Here is a 19,631-nt window from a genome sequence, read left to right on the forward strand (position 1 = left end):
TGCATCGTCAGTTGTGAGGAATTATACCGACAGGAGAAAAGACCCGTCAAACGACTTCACGATTCGCGAGCGTCGAGGCTTTCAAATTTGGCAAACCGATCCTGGAAGAACAGATCCCGCTTTCCGATCGGACCGTTTCGATGCTTGCTGATAATAATCTCAGCAATGCCCTTCCGCTCAGAGTTCTGGTCATAGACATCTTCGCGATAGATAAACATCACCACGTCGGCGTCCTGTTCGATTGCGCCGGACTCACGCAAGTCGGCCAGCATCGGGATCGGCGGCTTCCTCGCCTCTACGGCGCGGCTGAGCTGCGAGAGCGCCACCACCGGCACATTCAGCTCTTTCGCCAACGCCTTCAGCGACCGGGAGATGTCGGAGATTTCCTGCTGCCGCGACTCGGAATCACTCCGCCCCTGCATGAGCTGGAGATAGTCCACGATCAGAAGATCCAGCCCCTTCTCCGCTTTGAGACGGCGGGCCTTCCCGCGCATCTGCTGGACGGTAATCCCACCCGTATCATCAATATAGATCGGCGCTTGCTCCAACCTGCCTGCGGCTTCGGCCAGCCGCCACCAATCTTCTTTTTGCAGCTTACCCGTCCGGAGTCCGTGCGAATCGACCCGCGCTTCCGAGCTCAACATGCGCAACACTATTTGCGGCTTGGACATTTCGAGACTGAAGATACCGACCACCGCCTTGGCGTGGATTGCGGCATGCGTCGCAAACCCCAAGGCCAGACTGGTCTTGCCCATACTGGGACGAGCCGCCACGATGACGAGATCGGACGGCTGAAGCCCCGCGGTAAGATCGTCCAGATCGTAGTACCCCGTCGGAACTCCCGTAACATGCTCTTTCCGCTTCGACAGCTTGTCGACGAGATCAAGACTCTCTTTGATGATGTCGTTGATCGGGGTAAATGATCGTTCCAGTTTGCCTTGGGCGATACTGAAGACCGAGCGCTCGGCAAAGTCGAGCAGATCGTCAATGGAAGTCGTCCCTTCATAGCCTTTTGTCAGCACTTCCGTCGAAGTGTGAATGAGCTCCCGTGCCACCGCTTTGTCGCGCACAATCTTGCAGTGATACCGAATGTTCGCGGAACTGGATACCGACTGGACCAACTCAGCAAGAAAGGCCGCGCCTCCGATCGATTCCAGCTCCCCCTTTGCTTTCAACCGTTCAGTCAGCGTGATCTGGTCGATGACTTCCCCGACATCGGCTAGGTCGAGCATCGCCCGATACACTTTGCGATGGGCCGTGCGGTAGAAATTCTCTTCGACAAGCAGTTCCATCGCTTTCGGCATGGCCTGGTTGTCCAGCAGGATAGCGCCCAATACGGACTGCTCGGCCTCAAGATTCTGCGGCGGCAATTTCGGCTGGGAAAGATCGACGGTCGCGAACGGCTTCATGACGTCCTCTTCGATCCCTTTCGGGTCTGTTTGGACGCATCCGCCCCTGCTACGCTTACGGATGACTGCGCTTGCAACCCACGAAACAGACGATCAACGTTTAACGCAAAACCCGTGGATGGAATATTCCTCCCGAAGCGGCCGATGAGATGGTCATAGCGTCCCCCACCTCCCAATTCAACCCCGACCCCTTCAGCAAAGACGTCAAACACCACACCATCATAGTAATCAAACCCGCGGAACTCACCCAAATCAAGAATGAGGACGTCTTGATGCCCCGCTTGACACAAGAGCTGATAGACCGTCGCCAACCGAATAAGCGCCTGAGTGGCAGACTTGTCGCCTTTGGCAAGCACTCGACCTCGGTCCAACACCTCGGCCTGCCCGCACAGCTCGGGTGCCTCTAAAATGGAGCTGGCATACCGCGCTGCCACCTGTTCACCGGCAAGAATTTCTTGCAGACGAGGAAGATCTTTGCGAGCCGCAGCCTGTTCCGCTCGTTTCTGTCCGCTTGGAGATAGCCCTGCCCTGACCAGCAGCCCCTTAAAAAACCCGACATGCCCGAGTGAGATCTTAAAGGAGCGGAGGCCGACCTGCTTCAAGCACTCGATCATCAGGATGAGCATCTCGCTGTCGGCAGCAGCATCATCCGCCCCGATATACTCTGCGCCGACTTGAAAAATTTCCCGGTCGCGCCCGGCATGCTCCGGCTCATAGCGAAACACGGAGGTGCGATAGGACACGCGTAACGGCAACTGAGTGCCCATCATGCCCATTGCCACGGTTCGTGCGATCTGAGCAGTCGCGTCCGGTCGCAAGAGCAGAATACGGCCGGTGGTGCGATCGGCAAACTTGTAGCATTTCTCAATCAGCTCAGGCTCCAATCCGGGCGTGAGCACATCGAGATATTCAAATGTCGGCAGAATGATTTCGTCGTAACCCCGACGCGTCAGACGTCCCAGCAGTTTGGACTCGAGCGCTCGGACTTGTTTCGCCGCGGCAGGCAGAATGGTCGCCATCCCTGACGGGACCAGCGACCGGTCACGCAAAGGATGGGTCTGACCAAGATCAACGCGCGTCTTCGAAGAGGCAGGAGGCATAGCAACCGATGCGCGTCTACGACCGTTAGGAGAGATTTGCTACTTTGACCGACAGAATATTGGAACTGGATTTGATCTTGTCCAGCGCGCTCGCCGGGAACACGGTATCCGAAGCAATGATCAACAAGGCGTTTCCGCCGCGCTTTTCGAGCGCGCACTGCATGCGGACGATATTGATATTGTTCTCGCCGAGTACATGTCCCACCATCCCGATCACCCCGGGCCGATCGACATTGTGAATGAACAGCATGTGCCCCTCAGGAACCACTTCAACCTTAAAGCTGTCGATCTCGACGACCCGGGCGTCCTTCTTATGATAAAGCGTGCCCGCAACCTGGTGCGTGGCCTTTCCCGCCTCAACCTTGACGCGGATCAGGCTGGTAAAGTCGCCGGCGTCCGTACTCTTGATCTCTTTCACTTCGATGCCCCGCTCTTTTGCCACGACCGGAGCATTGACGTAGTTCACCGGGTTTTCCATGATCGGCGTCAGCAAGCCTTTCAACACGCCGATTGTCAGCGGCGCGATCGAGAGTGTCGCGACTTCCCCGCTATATTCCACTGTAACCCGTTCAATTCCGCCTTGGCACAATTGAGACAGCAGGGATCCCATTTTTTCCACGAGCGTGAGATAGGGCTGCAACCGCGGCAACAGCTCCGGTGCAATGGACGGAATGTTCACCGCCCCCCTGGCCACACCCTTCGTAAAGTAGTCGACCACCTGCTCGGCGATCCCGACTGCGACGTTTTCCTGAGCTTCCGTCGTCTGGGCGCCGATATGCGGCGTGCAGATAAAATTATCTAAGGCTAAGAGAGGATTGTCGGCCTTGACCGGCTCCTCTTCAAACACGTCAAACGCCGCAGCCGCCACCTTCTTGCTCTTCAATGCCTCGACGAGGTCGACTTCGTTGATGATGCCACCGCGGGCGCAGTTCACGATCATCACACCGGGTTTCATGGTGGCAATGGCCTGCGCGTTGATGATGCCCTTCGTTTCAGGCGTGAGCGGCGTATGGACCGAGATAATATCGGCGCTCTTGAACAAATCAGGCAACGCCATCATCGTCACGCCCATTTTCTCCGCTCGATCCGCAGCCAAATAGGGATCGTATGCGATCACTCGCATACCGATTCCTTGTGCCATTTTCGTCAAGTGGCTGCCGATTTGTCCGACGCCAACGATGCCGAGCACCTTATTGTAGAGCTCGACCCCCATGAACTTGTCTTTTTCCCACTTGCCGGCCTTCACGGACGCGGTGGCTTGTGGAATCCGTCGGCTCATCGCGCAGATCATGGACATCGTGTGCTCGGCGGTCGTAACGGTATTGCCGCCCGGCGTATTCATGACGACAATCCCGCGCTTCGTGGCCGCCGGCGTATCGACGTTGTCGAGACCGGAGCCCGCACGCCCAACGATCTTCAACTTCGGCGCTGCCGCGATCAGCTCATCGGTGACCTTGGTGCCGGAGCGCACGATCAACCCATCCGCGTCCTGAATCTCTTTAAACAATTCCTCTTTCGGCATTTTCGATTTCACCACCACGGTGAAACCAGCCTTTTCAAGGAGTTCGACGCCCTGCTTCGATAAACTGTCGCTGATCAGGATTTTCATGAAGACCTGCCTATTTCGCCATCAAAATTTCTTGCGCTTTACCCACTCCGCTGCCCAACTTCACAGAATGGCCAAGCCCCTTCAGGACCATCTCTGTCGCAGCCACGGCCGTAATCACGTCAAATCGATCGGCATAGCCCATATGAGAGAGACGAAACACTTTGCCCTTCAACTGGTCCTGCCCGCCGGCTGCGGTAATGCCGTATTGAACACGGAGATTCTTATAGATGGCCTGCCCGTCCACTCCCTCCGGAGCACACACCGTCGTCAGCGCATCGCTAGGTGAATTCTTTGGGAATATCGCCAAGCCTGCAGCCTTCATCCCTTCACGCATGGCGTGGGCCAACTGCCCCTGCCGGGCAAACATCTTTTCGAGCCCTTCGGCCTTCATGATTCTGAACACTTCCTGAAGACCGATGATCAAAGACACTGTCGGAGTAAACAACGTCTGATTCTTGGCCTGATTCTCACGTTCTTTCTTGAAGTTGAAATAGAACGACGCATTCTTGGCTTTTTCCGCAAATGCCCAGGCCTTGTCGCTGACACTCACAAACGCCATTCCCGGCGGAAGCATAAGGGCCTTCTGCGAACCGGTAATGACCACATCCAATCCCCATGCATCCGTCTTGATGTCGAATACGCCCAACGCGGTAATCGCGTCGACAACCAAAATCGTATTCTCGTACCCTTTGACAATCTCGCCCAACGCCTTCACGTCGTGCGACACTCCGGTCGACGTTTCACTGGCCTGGACATAGACCGCCTTAATTGAGGGATCGGCCTTCAACGCATCGGCGACCACTTTCGGATCGACCGCATCGCCCCACTCGACCTTGATTTCCGTGACCTGCACTCCAAATGCTTTGCAAATCTTTCCCCACCGCTCGCCAAACTTCCCGCCATTGATACACAGTGCCTTGTCGCCGGGAGACAGAAAATTGGAGATCGACCCTTCCATCCCCCCGGTACCGGAGGAAGCCAACATCAGGACGTCATTTCGAGTCTGAAACAGCCACTTGAGCCCCTCACGAACTTCCGCGAAGATCGGATCGAACTCAGGAGCCCGATGATGAATCATCGGACGGGCCATCGCCAACAACACTTCTGGGGGTACAGGCGTAGGGCCCGGAGCCAACAAATACCGCTTCAACATTGACCGATCCTCCTTCAATATCACCCGGTGGGGATGCGACTAGAAAAGAGGCGGTACGCTACCACTAGCGCCACAAGACTGTCAAGAAATGGAGGCCACAAGAGCTCAAAATCGCTGGATGTTTTGCCTCACATCTCATCACATCCCAACAATACAGAAGTACAGACTCGTGCCGCCAGCGCGGCTATGGACAAAGAGTCCTCCTCAAAAGAAGGGCGCTCTAACCCATTCAATTTCTTGACAACACACAGACTGATCGATAGTCTAATCAAAGAAAAGAGTATTTCACCAGAACTTGAGGTCCATTTTGAATCTACGACATCTCTCTATGCCATTTTTCGCACTCTGCATTCTTACGATCGGAACCTTCTTGGTCCCCGTCGAGGACAGTTTCGCCGAAGCTCCATCGCCGGACGTGGCGGCCGATGTGAATACCCCGGAAGAAGACGACGAACCGGATGCCAACCTGGTTCCTCTCGAACCTGAATTGACCACTCTCCCTCCAGAACTGACCGAACCCGCGCAGGATTCAGGAACGGCCATCGGAGCTGCATCGCAAGATCCGTCAAACTCGATGGTGCCATTCCCAAGCCCCATCCAATCCGCCAATGGCGGGACCGTCTACAATATTCCCATCGTGATGGACCCCACCGTGCAGAGTCACATTCGCTTCTTCAATACGTCGATCCGATCTCGCTTTGAACAATGGCTCATACGACTCAGCCGCTATCAACCGCTGGTTGAAAAGATTTTCTCAGAATTCAATATTCCCAGCGATCTGGTCTATCTGTCCCTAGTCGAAAGCGGCTTCAATCCCTACGCTTTCTCGCGCGCGAAAGCGACCGGACCGTGGCAATTCATGAAAGGCACGGGAAAGGTCTATGGCCTCCGCATCGACAATTACGTGGATGAACGCCGCGACCCGATCAAGTCAACCGTCGCAGCTGCTCGCTACCTCCGCGACCTCTACGACCTCTTCGGAGCCTGGCCTCTCGCCATGGCGGCCTACAATGCCGGTGAAGGCAAGGTCATGCGGGCGCTCCATAAGGTTCAAGGGGAAACCTTCTCTGACATCTCGAAAACTAAATTGATCCGCACCGAAACGAAGCAATACGTACCCCGCATCATGGCCGCCACCGTTATCGCACGGAATCCCGATCAATACGGATTCCCGCAGAATCCTGTTGCGCCCCATCAGTTTGAAGAAGTGGTGGTGAATCGGCCGCTCCATTTCCATGCGATCGCCAACACCACCGGCATCCCGTACGAAGAACTCCGTCTTCTGAACCCGGAACTTCGACGTGACGCCACGCCGCCTGGGGAATCGGCGTACCACCTCAAAGTCCCAGTGGGAACCAGCACGAAAGTGGTCCAGCTTCTGGATCGTGTTCCCTCGTATAAATTTCCTCCGCTCCCGGCAGTCAAAGTGCAACGCGTCAAAGCCGATAGCGGACGATGGTATCGCGTGCGCGGAGGGGACACACTCGAGAAAGTCTCCAAGCGTTTCCGCGTCCCCATGAAAACACTGAAGGCGAAAAACAACCTGACCAGCCCTGTCATCAAGGCCGGGGAGTTTTTGATCATCGCACGCTAACACCGCACCTCTGCTTCAGGCTTAGCCTGAAGCAGCAGTACCGCAAAAGCGGGCGAGTTATGGTTTCTTAGGTGTGGCCGGTGCTGTAGCAGCCGGCGCAGGAGAAGCAGGGGCGGGATCTGGCGACTTCTTCACTTCAAGCACCTTGAGCCGCACAGCGGCTTCGTTGGCCAGCGGGGAATTCGGGTAGTTTTTCATCAAGTCCTGATAATGTGCCAGCGCACCCTCAGGCCGCGACAGACTCTCTTCCAGCCGGGCCAGCTCAAACAGTGCATGATCCCGATTCAACGCACCGGGAATATCTAGCACCGCCGAATAAGCCTTGGCTGCCTGATCACGATCCCCCTTCAAAAGATACGCATAGCCCAAACGCTGCTGAACCAAACCAAGCAGCGACGCATTCGATCCGTACATCAGAACAAATCGCTTATACGCTTCAATAGCCGCATCCAACTCATTGGCCTGAACCAACGCATTCCCGAGATGGAACGCCGCAAGCGGGGCCGTTGATGTCCGGGGATACTCCTCCACAATTCTCTTATAGAGCGCCACCGCTTCCTTGAGATTCGTATCCGCCTTTTTGGGGTCGTCTGCAGGCCGTGTGAAATAGTGAAGCGTGGCTTCCCGTTCAAGATCTTGGGCTTTATGAGCCGTCTGGCTGTCGTACCACAACACACCACCGACAATTCCCGATGCGAGCAGTAGAATCGCTGCCCCCACCAGCAACGGACCACGATAGACGCGCACACTCTCCAGCCAATGCTCAAGATTGCTGACCAGATGCGCCTCGTCGACCGGCAAAGTCCGTGGTGGAACTTTAATACGATAGGTCATAAGATGTCCTGGCAAACTGCGATTTTATTTCGAATGAACCTGGGCCTTATACTAGGGATTGATTTACCTTGTCAACGTAACTCATCCTGGTACGACCCGCAGGCCCCGAGCGCCGCCTGATCAGAGAGTATCCCCCATGTTTCAGAGCCGCCTCCAACAACTGGATCACCAATCACTGACCCGGCGCCTCCATACACTCGGCTCTGCGACCGGACCAACCATTCAGCTCGCGGGGCGCACAGTCATCCTGCTGGCCTCCAACGACTACCTGGGTCTCGCCACCCATCCTGAGGTCATTCACGCCGCCATCCAGGCAACCACACAGTACGGAACAGGTGCCGGAGCAGCCCGATTAGTCTGCGGCACACTCCCTCCTCATACAGAGCTGGAACAGGCTCTTGCCGCCTTTAAACAGACCCCCTCTGCCTTAGTCTATGGATCGGGGTACCTTGCGAATTTGGGCATCATCCCATCGCTCATCACACGAGACGGGCAGATCTTCGCTGATCGCCTCTGTCACGCCAGCCTCATCGATGGTGCGCGCCTCAGTCGCGCTGACCTGCGGGTCTTCAGGCACCGAGATCTGAATCACCTTGAGGCCCTCCTCAAACGGACAACCCCTGGGCGCCCAGTGCTCATCGTGACAGACGGGCTGTTCAGCATGGACGGCGATCTGGCCCCGCTTCCTGAACTGGCAACTCTGGCCGAACGATTCGGTGCGACGCTCTATGTCGATGATGCCCACGGCACCGGAGTGATGGGACAATCCGGCCGCGGCACACTCGAGCATTTCGAAGTTGAGGGCCGGATTCCGTTTCACATGGGCACCCTCGGCAAAGCACTTGGTAGTAGCGGCGCCTATCTCGCCGGCCCTACGGACATGATCCAATACCTGGTGAACACCAGCCGCCCCTTCATGTTTACAACCGCCCCGCCGCCTGCTTCGGCGGCAGCGGCCTGCGCCGCGCTGACCGTACTCCAAAAAGATCCGTCACGCCGCGCTCGGCTGTGGCGCAATCGCGACCATTTATTTGCAGGCCTGACCCGTCTCGGATTTCACCTCACCGAATCCGCCAGCCCTATTCTTCCGATTCTGATCGGTCACGCCGAGAAGGCGCTCGCTTTTGCCGAACAACTGCTGGCTCAAGGAGTCTACGCGCCGGCGATCCGCCCACCGACCGTCCCCGATGGATCCAGCCGTATTCGCGTGACCATCACTGCTGAACATTCTCCCGAACAGATTGAATTCGCGCTGTCCGCCTTTGAACGCGCCGGACAATCCACACAGCTGATCTAGCCGATCAACCGGCTCCGCATCATCCCGCGAATTTCTTGCTTTCCCGTCTTGCTATGGCATGATGCTCACAAGTCATTCATCAGAGAAACCGCCACGCTGATCGCAGTGGCGACACACGACCGACGACCAGTCTTACTACGGAGTCATACCCATGGATATTTCCAAACTCCTGACCTTTTCAGTCAAAGAGGGCGCATCCGACTGCCATATCAGTTCGGGCGAGCCCCCTATGATTCGTATTCATGGCGATCTAAAAAAGTTAGATCATCCGGCCCTTACACCGGATGAGACGCATGCGCTGATCTACGACATGATGACGGACACTCAACGAAAAAACTTCGAAGAACATCGGGAATGCGACTTCTCGTTCGAGCTTGGCGATATCGCTCGCTTCCGCGTGAACGTCTTTGTGCAGCAGCGCGGACTCGGGGCGGTCTTCCGAAACATCCCCACGGAAATTCTTCCGCTTGAAAAGCTCGGCATGCCGCCCACCTTGCGGCAGCTGTGCGACAAGGAAAAAGGGCTCATCCTCGTCACCGGCCCCACCGGGTCCGGTAAGTCGACGACGCTCGCCGCCATGGTCGACTATCTGAACAATACCTTCGAAGGCCACATCATCACAATCGAAGACCCCATTGAGTTCGTCCACAAGTCAAAGAAATGTCTTGTGAACCAACGGGAGCTGGGCGTGCACACGCTGTCCTTTGCCAATGCCCTCAAATCCGCACTTCGCGAAGACCCCGATATCGTGCTGGTGGGAGAAATGCGCGATCTGGATACCATTCAGCTCGCACTGACTGCGGCAGAAACCGGGCACTTGGTCTTCGGCACGCTGCACACATCGAGCGCACCCAAAACCATCGACCGTATCATCGACGCCTTCCCACCGGCACAACAGGCACAGATCCGGACGCAGCTGTCAGAAGCCCTGGAAGCCGTCATTACCCAGACGCTGCTCAAGAAAAAGTCGGGAGGACGAGTCGCAGCGCTGGAAATCATGGTCGCAACCACCGCCGTCCGCAATTTGATCCGCGAGGCCAAGCTCCATCAAATCCCCGGCATCATGCAGGCCAGCCAGAAAGACGGCATGCAGACGATGGACATGGCGTTACTCGAACTGGCAACGCGTGGCGTCGTCACGAAAGCCGAAGCGCAATCGCGCAGCATGAATCCGAACCTCTTCGGATCAGCCGCCTCACTCAGCGGCGCCGCGTAACCACCGCAGGACCACGGAGACGGACATGGATATCCGCAGCCTCTTAAAAGTAATGGTCGACCAAGAAGCCTCCGACCTCTACCTCACAGTCGACGCGCCCCCGATCTATCGAATCCACGGTTCGACGCAACAGACGGACGCGCCCCCGTTCAGCAACGAACAACTGGAGGCCTTGGCCCTGGCGCTCATGCGCGGTCAGCAACGGGGAGAATTCGAAGAGAAGATGGAGATGAACCTGGCGCTCTACTACAAAGAGCTCGGCCGGTTCCGCGTGAATATTTTCCGACAGAGAGGCAATGTCGGTCTCGTTTTCCGTCTGATTAAAGCAGAGATTCAGTCCGTCGATCAGCTGCAACTCCCGCCGATCATCAAAGACATCGCGATGACGAAGCGCGGGTTGGTGCTGGTCGTCGGCGCCACCGGTTCCGGTAAATCAACCTCGCTCGCGGCCATGATCGACCATCGGAACTCCATTCACCAAGGGCACATCATCACGGTCGAAGACCCGATCGAATTCGTCCACAGCCACAAGAAATCGCTGATCACCCAGCGAGAGATCGGCTTCGACACCCTGAGCTTTCAGAATGCCCTGAAAAATACCCTCCGGCAGGCCCCCGACGTGATTCTCATCGGCGAAGTCCGGGATACCGAAACCATGGAAGCCGCCATTACGTTCGCAGAAACCGGGCACCTCTGCATCGCGACGTTGCACTCGAATAATGCCAACCAGGCCATTGAGCGCATCATGAACTTCTTCCCGGTCGAACGGCATCCGCAAATCTATCTTCAGCTCTCGCTGAACCTGCGCGCCATTATTTCACAACGCCTCATTCCCTCCCTCGATGGGCGGCGTGTGCCGGCGCTCGAAATCATGCTGGATACACCGCGCGTGAAAGACCTCGTCAAGAAAGCGGAAATCGATACGCTCAAAGAAGCGATGGAGCAGGGAGTCGATGAAGGCTGCCAAACCTTCGACCACGTTCTCTTCCAGCTCTACAAAGCTAATAAGATCAGCCTTGAACAGGCCTTGATCAATGCGGACAGCGCCAACAATCTCCGTCTCAAGATCAAGCTGGAAGGGCTCAAAGGCGATGACGCGGTGAATGCCCTGCTGGATAAGCACCCCTCGCACCAGCAAAGCGATGCCTTTAAGATTCAGGGGAGCGGAAACGTAGTGCCTCTCAAGAAGCGCTGACACACGTGCGGGAGGCGAAGCACTGCCCGTCGGCCGGTTACCGTTCCGGGGCATTCCCCGTCTGATACTCCAAATACTCCGCAATCTTCTCCAATGCCAGCGCGCTCAGTTTTGCGCCATACCATACCGGCATCGTCCGCTCCGGATACCCCGGAACAACAAATACTGACGGATCCACCACAGACTCCACAACATACTCGTGCACGGTGCTGGCCTTCCCGTGATAAGAGGGGTCGGCCAGCCGTTGAGCCCCTGTCACGCCAAGAGTGAGGCGCGGGCCAACCTGCCCGACCGCGCCTGGAATTCCAGGAATCGCGTGACACACAGGACAACCAGCTTTGGTGAAAATCTCAACAATCGGTTCGTCCCCGGACACGAGCGGGATCATCTCTGCCGTCAGCGAAGTCGGTCCAACATTTTTTGAAGCCACGGATCCGGCCGATGGAGCTGGCGGAGTGCGCAACGTCCACAACGCATAGAGCAGCACCAACACCATGACAATTATGATCGCCGACCGCTCCGGTGGTCGAGGCGTGTGAGGGGAAGAAACGGATGGTTTTAAGGGATCAACCTGCATGCAGATTCAAAGACGATGTTGGGACCAATGCTCTCCATCAGAATGGGACGGGCGATCCGGACTACTTCGCAGCATCCAGGGCACATCGAAACCCGACCGTCCGATCTTCAAACTCCGGCTCCGCTGAAAATCGAGCCGTCACGCGCAATGCCGTTGGCAGATCCGCCCACGACCCACCACGAATGACCCGTTTCTCCCCGCTTTTCGGACCCAGGGGATCAGCGTCAGGGCTCTTCTGATAATACTCACGATCGTACCAATCGTTCACCCATTCAGCTGCATTTCCGGCCATGTGCGCAAGGCCGTACGGGCTCTTGCCCCCCTCCTTCAATCCATGGCGAACACTCATTCCCTCCAGTCCGCTGCCGACCGGCACCAAGGTAATGGCCTCACTCACCCAAAGACCGCGATTGTAGTTCGCAATATCAACAAATGGCTGCATCGCCCCCCAAGGATATCGCCGGCCATCCGTCCCCCGCGCCGCCTTTTCCCATTCAGCTTCAGAGGGCAATCGTTTCCCTGCCCATGCACAATAAGCGGCGGCTTCCGTCCAGGTCACTCCCACGACAGGGCGATCCTCGAGAGAACGCCCCGAATCCTCATCTGTGGGTACCGGATCCCCGCGCTTGCCCAGCTCAAGAAATTGCTGATACCGCCCGGACGTGACCTCATATTGATCAATGTAAAACGCCTTGATGGTCACCGTGTGCTCGGGCCGTTCATTCGGCAATCCTTCATTGGCGCCCATGAGAAAAGGCCCGGCGGGAACCAGGAACATCGGAGCACCATCTTTGCCTTTGACGGCTTCTACAGATTTTGGCGCAGCGCCGTTCGAAGAAGACAGATCAGCCGCCTCAGCGAATGACAGTGCCGCCACCATTCCAACTACCAGGCTGCAACAAACTCCCCATTGCATAGTCCGTCTCCCTGTTGCACGCACTACCACCACTACGCATACGCGGCTGACGAAGAAAGTGTACCCGGCAGGATCCGCAAACACAACGGGAACCCCTTGGGATGCGGAGGAATGCTGAAACAGGCTTCGAGCTGAAGGATGGTTGGTGTCCCCAACGGGATTTGAACCCGTGTTACTGCCTTGAAAGGGCAATGTCCTAGGCCAGGCTAGACGATGGGGACATATGAACGACGACAGTGGCAAGGAACGCGGGAGTTGTATCACACTCGCGAACGCCCTGTCACTACGCCTTTCTGCACCACCGGCACAAGGCCGATCCAAACCGCCGACACCGTCCGATACCGATCTCAGGATTGAATGTGGTAGACTCTCTCGTCCAACGGCCAATCTCCAGATTTGACCGTTCCGAGAAAGGATGCTGCTCATGGGTAGATCAACCTTACATTTCGCTACCGCTGGCCTTGGAGCCCTGCTGGCACTCAGCTTCGGGTGTACCCACGATACCTATCAACAGCGGGCCGACATCGTGAAAGACCATGTCGAAGCGTTCTACTCACACCTGAAGACTAACCACGTCGAGGCGGCCGTGCGCGAGAACGAGCAGATTGAAGCCATGGCGAGTCAGATGGGGGAGACTGTTCGGAAGCGGGCACAGCTGCAAGGCACCACGCAAGTGGAACGGGAGTTTGCCTTGATGAAAACGGCCAATGAAGCGGCGGCGCAAAACTGGCTCGCACTGGGCCAATATTTCTCGATAAAGAAGCAACACGCGCAAGCACGCGCCACCTATCAGAGAATCGTCGATACCTATACCAACCCTACTGACCGTTCATACCGCGAGCAGGCTCAGCGGGCGCTGAAAGACCTCGAGATCTTGTCCCCGCCCACAACCCAGGCGCTTCCCTAGCCTTGCCGGCCCGATATCGCGACCATGCGCTGGATCTATAGATTTCCCCTTCGCACTCGATTCTTGATAGACGGATGGATGGGCACCTTGCTGCTCATCCTCACTACCCTGCCGGGATGCGTACATCGGATTGAAGTCCATCCGGTCCCGAGCCATCCAGCAAGCAACTCAATTCCCCGCTCACTGCAAGTGGGGATCAGCAGCTTGACGATTCAAGGTGCCGATCACATGCCGGGCATCACGCTGCTGGAATGGCGCACTCCGGATCTCTCCCGCGCCACAATGGAATACATCCGCAACCGAGGCACCTTCGCGTCAGTGTCCGGAGGACCTGCAGATCTGGCCATGAAAGTGACCGCCAGGCTCTCAATGATCGCACGGGGCCCCTACGTCTACCACGTCCGCCTCCAGGCAGATATGGGAACAGCGACAGAGCCGATCAAGTCCTATGATGTGCAACGATCTGCGACCGGATCCTCTGCGCGGTGGATCACGGCATCCGATCGCGATCCCATTGAGGCGGCCCTCCAGTTAGCACTGGAAGACCTCCTCACGAATATCGAATCGGATCGTTCGTTGTATCTGGTCAAAGAACCGGTCAGAGGCAGTACGCCCTAGCTTGTCGCCGTCACGGCAACACAGCTTCTCTCGAGCCTACCACTACGCAGATTTTGCTTGGACAAACTTTTCCCAGGCCTGCTTCGCTACCAAGGGAGCAGCCTCGACGTAATCCGAACAATCCAAGCGCAATGATTGATCCGCCAGCGGGACATCAATGAACTGGCAATGGTGAGAAGCTGCGCTATTTGGATGAGCGTTGGGGCTAAAATGCTCACACGACACGCACATCCGCGCCACAGGAATCTCGCCCTGCAATTGCAGCGCTCGAATCATCTTGACCAGAATGGCAAGAAGACTGGCCTGCTCCTGCCCCGACAACTGCTGCGTCGCGGCCGCTAACGCTTCCGGCCATCCCGTTCCCACCTGACTGGCCTTCATTCCCTTCGCAGTCAAATGCACCGTCACCACCCGATTATCCTCATCAGACCGGCGGCGCCGCACCAACTGCTTCAACTCCAGCGTACGAATGACCTCCGATGCCGTTGGAAGCTTGACGGAGAGCTCTCTCGCAATGACCGACACCATGGCGCAACGATTGGGCTGCGTTCGCAAGAAGGACAAGACCTGTACTTGTAGTGGCCCAACCCCCTGCCGTCCCTGTCGACGCCATGGCCGGCTCTTCATCGCCAGGCCAATCTTCGATAGACCCGTCACCAATCGCCCCGGTAGCTCGTCTCGATCAATCTTAATCAATGGCATGTCATGTCCCTCGCTCAATGTGTGGGGAACCTACGTATGGCGGCCAGTGTATTGGTTGCATTATTGGGGCGTCAAGCCACCCCCTCTTTTTTCCTGACGAAGGGACCACAGCAGTCTCATTAGTGTGTGTTAGTGCGCACTGACGCAGAATCGACGTGAGAACCATCCCACATGACGGATGCCATTCACAACGTGGTGAGCCGGCTGGGACTCGAACCCAGGGCCCTCGCCTTAAAAGTTCCAAAAGACAGATAACACTTACGGCTTGATTTTGCAAAGGTTTCCCCACCATTCCTTTAATATCAGGCCTTTAGGCTGTTCTCACTTTCTCCATTGATTCTGATTGGTCTTGGCCATTATGGAAATTTTTAGCACAAATTTAGCACACTGATAGTTTGTAAAATGAGAACCGCAATTGTTCAGCATTTGCGCCATCAATAAACCGTGCTGAACTACTTCCTTTTTCGCCACTCCTACAGCGGCTTATTCGTGAAACGCAGTGAAGTGATCGTATCGAGTGCCACTTTAGGCACGTGCGAAATATCAGGAGTTGCGCCGATGCAACTCTTGATTTCATAAGGGATCACTTCTACGGTTCTTTGGCGTCGGGTTCTTTGGGATCCGATACAACTATAAGCAGCGTACAAATCGGCCCGAAGAACAATGATCCAAACCACCACCCTAAGCCACTCCTGCCTTTAGTCTGGGCAAGACCGGAATTGATGAGCGAAAGAGTAAACCAGCCAACGGCAAATTCACCCTTCATGAGTTGCTCGCCTCCACCGTTTTGAATCGGCTAACGTTCCGCATAACCGGCTGGCAATGAAGCGCAGCGAAATTACCAGTCCGAGTTGATGCGGTTGTTAGGCATTGAGATTACTCATCTTCCCGGTCTTTGTGATCGCTAATTATTCGTTCAGCCTCTCGGTCATAGCTGTCTGCTAAGCCTCTCAAGGTAACGGCAAATCGTTGAAAGCCAGCGTTCTCTATTTCCTCGGCTTTTCTTCTGAACTGTTCGGCTAGTTCCCTCTCCGGCTTTCCAGTTGGGTCAACCCAATGAACACCTCGTGAGTTGTATGTCCCCGTTCTGAAACCGTTGCGTATGTTATCTGCTTCACGGTCGTTCAATGCGGCAGCTACAGCACGGCGTATCCACAATCCGTCTGGATCGGGTGGGGTATAAATCAATACTTCGCCAATATTGATGAGTGCAACTTCCAGGTGGCCGGATTCTGTACAGAATGCCTTTACGCTTTGGAGCCATTCGGTGAAACGCTTTTCGCTAAACGTTCCATCTTTTTGTGTCCCCGGCGGTGTCTTCCACTCATGCAACAGCCGCCAGGCATTTGTTGCAATTGCCTTTGATTCCTCGGAGGGTTTTATCGACGACTGATCTTCTTTCTTGGATCGGTAGATCAGTCGAATTACCTCGCAAAAGAACTCGGGGTCATTGGCCAGCCTGCTTTCAAGGAGTTGAGGCGCGGCACCTCTATGACCGTCGAGCAAGGGAACATATGCCCACTCGACTCTAAAGAGGTCATCCTGGTTAACCGAAGGCTCTGCCTGAAGAAACTTGATCAATTCGACGATGTGGTACCCGTCCATGGCGTAGCTAGGCTCACCGGAGGAAAGCGCTGCGAGCAACGCTCGAACACATTGATTAGTATCGATCGGCTGCTTGGCATGCCGCATCCTGTTCAGGCAGTTGATTGCCGCGTGTGGTCTACCATGCTCAATGAGCTTCTCAATAGCAATGTCAAGATCGCCATCGGCCTGATAAGCATTGGCGTCGGTGCGGGTCCAATACTCACTCTCGTGCATCTGAAGCCACTCAGAAGCGCGATCCCATGCTTCCTTGATAAATGGCAAACAAGCCAGGAATTGTCCTGCTTGCTCTGGCGTCCAATCAGATTTATCGATGTCGTCGCACCACTCCCAACCTTTGAGGTGGTAACGCTGCCAGATAAAACCGCTCACCAATGCCTTGCGCTTATTGTCCGGTGTATTCAGAAAGTGAGGCAAAATGGTTCGCTCAATTGCTGCATCGGCAATAACGCCAAGTGCGTACCCAACCTGACCGGGTGAAGAAGCGGATTCGGCAAATCGGATTACACCCTCTGCGCCATATCGATGAAAGATTTCCGAAATGGCCGCTTCACGACGCGTGTTGAGTTTCTTTCGCTGCTCTTCCCAATCGCCGTTCTCTTCGTAGAGATCAAAATCACGATCTGTAAAGAGGTGCTGATATAAATTGAACGGGTTCGTCGGGGCGAGTTGTTCGGCCACTTGTTCAATACGGGTAATCAGTTCGTCGGGCAATGCCCATTTAGCATCGAAGAACCGCCGGTGTTTATTTGTGAATTTCGTTAGACGGTCCCAAATCGAAAGTCGTTGCTCTTCAGGAAGTTCTGAAATGGGCTGGGAGGCAAGAGTCTGGAGCAGTTGATCAAAAGCAGGCTTAGGCAGGTTATCGAAATGGTCAATCAATGCGGAAAGCCGAGCGGTATCTTGGCCTGCGGCAGCCACCGCAAGCTCCGCGTAAAAAGATGCCTGCTGCCAGTATTCCTGATGCGTAACGCCTTTTCCCCAATCATCGGGGATTGTCTTGCGCCAGCTTGGTTTGTGCGATCCAAAAGAGGTCTGGTGCTGGCCGGGCAGAAGCTGAATGATCAGATTCCAGGCGATATTCGGCCATTCACTAAGAATTGTCCGCACCGCCACCTTGCGCTTGTCAACTGATGCCAGCGTTTGCGGCAGCCAGGGCAGCAAAATGGTTGCAAGCGAATTGGATGGGCGATTGGCCCACTGGCCTCCGGGGTCATGGCTGGCAAGTTCGCCAAGCGCAACACAGACACGAACCAGATATTGGTCATCCCAGGCCAGCCCTTCCAACGCCCAGAGCAGGCCGGTTAAATAATTGCCACCGGTGATGCCGTTGCCTTCTTGGGAAAAAAGCTCATCAAAGGGACAGGGTGTCTGACGCATCGCCTTCTCGACCGCATCAAGAAATTCACCGGGGGCGGCTTCGGCCAGGGTGGGCAGTAAATCGTTCAGGCTTCCCCACAAAAACCAGTCAGCGTTAGTCAGGAGTTCACGTATCACCAGCACGCTGGTTGCTTCAGCTTTCCCTTGGGAGCAGTTACCGCACGCGTGTGGCTGGCTGCCCAGAATTGCCAAACCATCAGCGATGCCTTTTCGCAATACATGTGAACACTTCAGCACCTTGCCATGAATGCTTGCCGCGTATCGCTCTTCAACAGGCAGTTCAAAAGAGGGGTCTGGCTCCTTCAGTACGGAAATAGCCTGCGACCTGAATGCATCGAGGTTCTGATTAAGGATACGCGATCCCAGCAGGTTCCAAAGCTCGGCTCGATTAACAACTTTCCAGATGCCGTTTTTAAGTGACAACGGGCTATCAGGGCAATGCAATATTTCCCGCGCCTTCTTTAGCCACTCGTCATAACTGATGCCGAGCAGTTGGGTTATTGCCTCAAGGTCGCATTGACTCTTGTCTTGCCAAGCGCCAATTAAAACTGCCAAAGCCAGATAGGTAGCGTCCGGGTGCTGAGTCCAATCGGTTTTAGGCTTATCTTGTGGCGCCTTGAACTCCTCAGGAATCTCCACCACGGCCTTTTGTTTAAAGGCATCCAGCAGATCGTCCGGCATCTTTCCGGGTGTGATGGTGCCGGCATCCTGATTCCACGTTTGTACGATATCGACAACCCTTGACCAGACCCACTGCGGGTACTGCTGCTGGAATTGGGAAATATGGGAATGCAGCAGAGACAGGACAACACCGAACTCGTTACCAAGATCGTAGCCGAGTAAATGGAAGGTGTTCAGAAAGGCATAGAGTTCGTCCTTCGAAATATCCTTGCCACCGTTTGCTGTTTTCAGGTGGTACTGAATGACCTCAAGTTTCTCGGTGCTCTTTGCTGGGCTGAAATTTGCCTGCTGGACGTTTCTGAAAAACTCATCAACGTTCTTGGAGTGCCTCGCCTGGTTCAAAAGCCATTGCACAGTGTGTGCATCGGTCGCGCTGAGCGGGCCTGTGATTAGTGCAATAACATCCTTGTTTCTCGTGAACACCTTGGGATTATTGAAATCATTCCACGCAGCCTGCATCACCTCCCCAAACAGAGCGCTGCCTTGCGTAATGGCAATGGAATGCTTGATCTGCCCGAGAAGTTTCCGCCGTTCCTTACTGTCTACGTTTTCTACGACAACAATAAGGTCGTCTGTATCGACGCCGTCAATCTTGCCCTGAAGTTTGATTTCCCTAATGGGCCAGCAGGGAAGACAGGGGGCGTGTCCCCCGGTGAGCATTAACGCGACAAATGACGCCTGTACGTGGGCTTCAAAATGAACCCCGCCGCCTCCAGTGGAGAATGGATTGCTTAGTGTTTTCTTCTTTGCCATCTACGGCCACTGCCCGGATTCTTATGCCTAACAATGTTTAGGCGGACCCATATAAGAACCAGATCTGTCATGTTCTATCCGCGTA

The 19,631-nt window shown here is 55.4% G+C and carries 15 protein-coding genes and 1 tRNA gene; 6 read left to right on the plus strand and 10 right to left on the minus strand.

Features of this window, described 5'->3' with window-relative positions; all coding sequences use genetic code 11:
- Positions 1–56: 56 nt before the first annotated feature.
- From dnaB to Q7U39_16995, 4 genes are all read right to left on the minus strand, one after another.
- Positions 57–1,409 (minus strand): replicative DNA helicase, encoded by a 1,353-nt coding sequence (gene dnaB / locus Q7U39_16980; GenBank protein MDO9119655.1) that lies wholly within the window; start codon positions 1,407–1,409, stop codon positions 57–59.
- Positions 1,406–2,428 carry an ATP phosphoribosyltransferase regulatory subunit gene (gene hisZ, locus Q7U39_16985; protein MDO9119656.1) on the minus strand — a complete coding sequence of 341 codons (1,023 nt, stop codon included), beginning with the start codon at positions 2,426–2,428 and terminating at the stop codon, positions 1,406–1,408. The genes dnaB and hisZ overlap by 4 nt, the downstream gene beginning before the upstream one ends.
- Positions 2,429–2,534: 106 nt before the next feature.
- Positions 2,535–4,118, minus strand: coding sequence for a phosphoglycerate dehydrogenase (gene serA / locus Q7U39_16990; protein ID MDO9119657.1), 1,584 nt, complete (start codon positions 4,116–4,118; stop codon positions 2,535–2,537).
- Positions 4,119–4,128: 10 nt separating this feature from the next.
- Entirely contained in the window at positions 4,129–5,271 is a 1,143-nt protein-coding gene (locus Q7U39_16995; protein MDO9119658.1) for an alanine--glyoxylate aminotransferase family protein, read from the minus strand.
- A gap of 328 nt (positions 5,272–5,599) precedes the next feature.
- On the opposite strand from Q7U39_16995, the gene Q7U39_17000 reads away from it, so the two are divergent.
- Positions 5,600–6,865: a transglycosylase SLT domain-containing protein gene (locus tag Q7U39_17000; GenBank protein ID MDO9119659.1), complete on the plus strand. Its 1,266-nt coding sequence runs from the start codon at positions 5,600–5,602 to the stop codon at positions 6,863–6,865.
- Positions 6,866–6,922: 57 nt separating this feature from the next.
- On the opposite strand, the gene Q7U39_17005 is transcribed toward Q7U39_17000, so the two are convergent.
- Positions 6,923–7,699, minus strand: a complete 777-nt coding sequence (locus tag Q7U39_17005; GenBank protein MDO9119660.1) for a tetratricopeptide repeat protein — start codon at positions 7,697–7,699, stop codon at positions 6,923–6,925.
- Positions 7,700–7,835: 136 nt separating this feature from the next.
- Between Q7U39_17005 and bioF the strand changes: the two genes are divergently transcribed.
- From bioF to Q7U39_17020, 3 genes are all read left to right on the plus strand, one after another.
- Positions 7,836–8,996 carry an 8-amino-7-oxononanoate synthase gene (gene bioF / locus Q7U39_17010; GenBank protein MDO9119661.1) on the plus strand — a complete coding sequence of 387 codons (1,161 nt, stop codon included), beginning with the start codon at positions 7,836–7,838 and terminating at the stop codon, positions 8,994–8,996.
- Between the two features lie 151 nt (positions 8,997–9,147).
- Positions 9,148–10,212 (plus strand): type IV pilus twitching motility protein PilT, encoded by a 1,065-nt coding sequence (locus tag Q7U39_17015; protein MDO9119662.1) that lies wholly within the window; start codon positions 9,148–9,150, stop codon positions 10,210–10,212.
- Between the two features lie 25 nt (positions 10,213–10,237).
- A complete protein-coding gene (locus tag Q7U39_17020; protein ID MDO9119663.1) occupies positions 10,238–11,407 on the plus strand; it encodes a PilT/PilU family type 4a pilus ATPase in 1,170 nt (389 codons plus the stop codon).
- 37 nt (positions 11,408–11,444) lie between these two features.
- Here the strand turns inward: Q7U39_17020 and Q7U39_17025 are convergent, their stop codons facing one another.
- The 3 genes from Q7U39_17025 to Q7U39_17035 all read right to left on the minus strand — a co-directional run bounded on the left by Q7U39_17025 (position 11,445) and on the right by Q7U39_17035 (position 13,121).
- Complete coding sequence (locus tag Q7U39_17025; protein MDO9119664.1) at positions 11,445–11,984, minus strand: hypothetical protein; 540 nt, start codon at positions 11,982–11,984, stop codon at positions 11,445–11,447.
- 61 nt (positions 11,985–12,045) lie between these two features.
- Positions 12,046–12,900 (minus strand): SUMF1/EgtB/PvdO family nonheme iron enzyme, encoded by an 855-nt coding sequence (locus Q7U39_17030; GenBank protein ID MDO9119665.1) that lies wholly within the window; start codon positions 12,898–12,900, stop codon positions 12,046–12,048.
- A gap of 143 nt (positions 12,901–13,043) precedes the next feature.
- A tRNA-Glu gene (locus Q7U39_17035) sits at positions 13,044–13,121 on the minus strand.
- 203 nt (positions 13,122–13,324) lie between these two features.
- On the opposite strand from Q7U39_17035, the gene Q7U39_17040 reads away from it, so the two are divergent.
- Both Q7U39_17040 and Q7U39_17045 read left to right on the plus strand, forming a co-directional pair.
- Positions 13,325–13,807 carry a hypothetical protein gene (locus tag Q7U39_17040; GenBank protein MDO9119666.1) on the plus strand — a complete coding sequence of 161 codons (483 nt, stop codon included), beginning with the start codon at positions 13,325–13,327 and terminating at the stop codon, positions 13,805–13,807.
- 204 nt (positions 13,808–14,011) lie between these two features.
- Complete coding sequence (locus tag Q7U39_17045; protein MDO9119667.1) at positions 14,012–14,425, plus strand: hypothetical protein; 414 nt, start codon at positions 14,012–14,014, stop codon at positions 14,423–14,425.
- 42 nt (positions 14,426–14,467) lie between these two features.
- Here Q7U39_17045 and Q7U39_17050 read toward each other — a convergent pair whose 3' ends face one another.
- Both Q7U39_17050 and Q7U39_17055 read right to left on the minus strand, forming a co-directional pair.
- Positions 14,468–15,127, minus strand: coding sequence for a MarR family winged helix-turn-helix transcriptional regulator (locus Q7U39_17050; GenBank protein MDO9119668.1), 660 nt, complete (start codon positions 15,125–15,127; stop codon positions 14,468–14,470).
- 876 nt (positions 15,128–16,003) lie between these two features.
- The gene (locus tag Q7U39_17055) at positions 16,004–19,546 is read right to left on the minus strand and encodes a hypothetical protein (protein ID MDO9119669.1); all 3,543 of its coding nucleotides are present in this window, start codon (positions 19,544–19,546) and stop codon (positions 16,004–16,006) included.
- Positions 19,547–19,631: the final 85 nt, after the last annotated feature.

The sequence above is a fragment of the Nitrospira sp. genome (assembly GCA_030653545.1).
Taxonomy (GTDB): Bacteria; Nitrospirota; Nitrospiria; order Nitrospirales; family Nitrospiraceae; genus Nitrospira_D.